Below are 2,410 nucleotides of genomic sequence, written 5' to 3' on the forward strand. Positions count from 1 at the left end.
GGCGCCCACGCCGGCGACGATCAGCGCCGCGGCGACCCCGCCGGCGAGGAGCACCCGGCTCCGCCGGAACCAGGCGGGCCGCCCCGGGGCCGGTGCGCCGGCGGCGGCTTCCGGCTCGTCGTCCGGCCAGCTCACCGCGGTGACCTTCACCGTGGGCCGGTCGTCGGCGGGCGGGAGCTTTTCCCCGTACAGCGTCACAGCAACCTCGATCGGAAATATCACGTGGGGACCGTTCCCCCACCCCGGGAGACACCTACGGTAACCAACGCTCGAGCCGGCCGGGAGTCTCCGTCCGGCGTCGCCCCAGTCGGCGGAACGGCGTGCTGTCGCGGTGATCACGCCACCCGGGGTCCCCGCCCGGAGGCGGGTCGTGCGACGGTGGGCGGGTGCGGGTGGATGAGCGTGGCCTGGCGTACGGCGGCGGATGGCTGGACCGGGCGGCCGGGCTGCGCGGCGACCCGGAGTGGGTCGTCGCCCGGCTGACCGACCGGGGGACCGTGCTGCTGCCGTTCTGGCGGGACCGCTGCCTGGTGTCGGCGGAGCAGGTTCCGGTGCGCGCGGCCGCCGTCGACGCGGCCGGGCTGCTCGCCGTCGCCGACGAGGCGGTCTTCCTCGGCCTGGACGACGGCCGGGCGGTCTTCGCGGTGGACCTGTCGGGCCGACCCGAGCCGGAGGCGCTGGCGCTGGCCGGGGCGGCCGGGACGGCCGACGTGCGGGCCCTGGTGGGTGGGCTGGAGGCGGCCGAGGCGGCCGTGCAGGCGTACGCCAAGGGGCTGTTGCACTGGCATCGCGGGCAGCGGCACTGCGGTACCTGCGGGGCGGCGACGAAGGCGCGGGACGGCGGCCACACCCGGTCCTGCACCGGGCCCGGCTGCGGCCGGCTGCTCTTCCCCCGGATCGAGCCGGCGGTGATCGTCCTGGTGGAGGCGCCGGACGAGCCCGGACGCTGCCTGCTGGCCCGGCACCGGGGCGCGCCGGAGGGGTCCTGGTCGACGCTGGCCGGCTTCGTCGAGATCGGCGAGAGCCTGGAGGACGCGGTACGCCGGGAGTTGGCCGAGGAGGCCGGTGTGACGGTGTCCGGGATGGCGTACCAGGGTTCCCAGGCGTGGCCGTTCCCGGCCGGGCTGATGGTGGGTTTCCGGGCGACGGCGGCCTCGACCGAGGTGCGGGTGGACGGCGAGGAGTTGGTGGACGCGCGTTGGTTCACCCGGGAGGAGCTGCGGGCTCGGGTGGCGGAGGGGCGTCCCCTGGGCCGGATCGACTCGATCGACCGCCACCTGCTGGGGTCCTGGTTGGACGGCCGGGGCTGACGGGCAGGCCGACCGGCCAGCCGAGTCGGCCGGACGGGTGAGCGGCACCTCACCCTCAGCGGTTTGTCAGCGCCCCGTTACCGAACTGTGACGTAGTCCTGGACTGGCTACGGCAGGTGAAACCTGTCGGCCTTCCTGTCGTAATCGAGAGGGTTTGCCCGGGACTTGTTGCTGTCGGGATGTTAACCGTTGGTAACCCTTGGCGATCTTGATACCACGGTTGTGTTACCCGCCAGTAGCAAGGGGCTTGTGAGGTGTGTCGCTTCGCGAGAGCATCCAATCCGCGTACTGCGCGGCCCGTCGGCACACGGTCGCCGCGCCGCCCCGCAGCTTTCCCCGTCCCGAGTCGCGTCCGCGGTCGGTGACGCACCCCCGTCGAGGAGGACCTTGTGAGTGAATCGGAAGACCGCCAGGTGAGTGGTGGCACCCGCTGGCGTCGCTTCGCCGCGATGATGGTGCCGGCGACCGTCGTGGCCGGCGGCATCGTGCTGGGCATGGCGAACGGCGCCATCGCCGCCTCGTTCGCCGTCTCGGGCCAGACCTTCAAGGTCGGCGCCTCGAAGCTCGAGGGTGACGGCTTCAAGCAGTACGGCGGTATCGCCCAGGAGTCGGACGGCACGCAGCACCCGGTGGCCGTCTCCGAGATCGGCAGCGCCAAGCTGTACGACCTCTGCCAGTCGGTGAACGCCAGCATCCCGGGCGTGCCGATCGTGCTGACCATCAACGCCGGTGGCGGCGGCAAGCCGGCCACCGCCAGCGACCTGCTGATCGACATGGATTCCCTGGAGGGCGACGCGGAGTTCAAGAACATCAAGATCGGCCGGGACGCGAACGACATGAACCCGTCCCAGCCGGCCGCGCCCAAGTCGTTCGGCCAGAGCGCTGACAAGGTCGTCATCACCGACCTGAAGCAGGTGGCCCGCTCCACCAGCGCCGGCGTCTTCACCCTGAACGGCCTCAAGCTCAAGGTGAACGTCGGCCCGAGTGCCAGGGAATGCTTCTGATCTGATGTCGAGGCCCGCGGAGGGCGCCCTCCGCGGGCCTCGACCGTGTTTAAGCCCCCCCCCACCCCCCCGAGGAGTAGGTGACAACCCCCCAGA

Annotated in this window: 2 protein-coding genes and 1 pseudogene; 2 read left to right on the top strand and 1 reads right to left on the bottom strand. The window is 72.3% G+C overall.

Translation table 11 applies throughout. The features are described from left to right. Nucleotides 1-198 (bottom strand): annotated as a pseudogene (locus ACWEVO_RS35060) (VanW family protein); the annotation flags it as partial. Nucleotides 199-386: 188 nt separating this feature from the next. Here ACWEVO_RS35060 and nudC point away from each other — a divergent pair. Together nudC and ACWEVO_RS35070 are read left to right on the top strand one after the other, a co-directional pair. Then, complete coding sequence (nudC, locus tag ACWEVO_RS35065; RefSeq protein WP_452311705.1) at nucleotides 387-1,310, top strand: NAD(+) diphosphatase; 924 nt, start codon at nucleotides 387-389, stop codon at nucleotides 1,308-1,310. 449 nt (nucleotides 1,311-1,759) lie between these two features. Continuing rightward, on the top strand, nucleotides 1,760-2,314 hold the full coding sequence (locus ACWEVO_RS35070) for a DUF6230 family protein (RefSeq protein WP_452311706.1): 555 nt from the start codon (nucleotides 1,760-1,762) through the stop codon (nucleotides 2,312-2,314). Nucleotides 2,315-2,410 lie beyond the last annotated feature (96 nt).

Source organism: Micromonospora sp. NPDC003776, assembly GCF_053605645.1.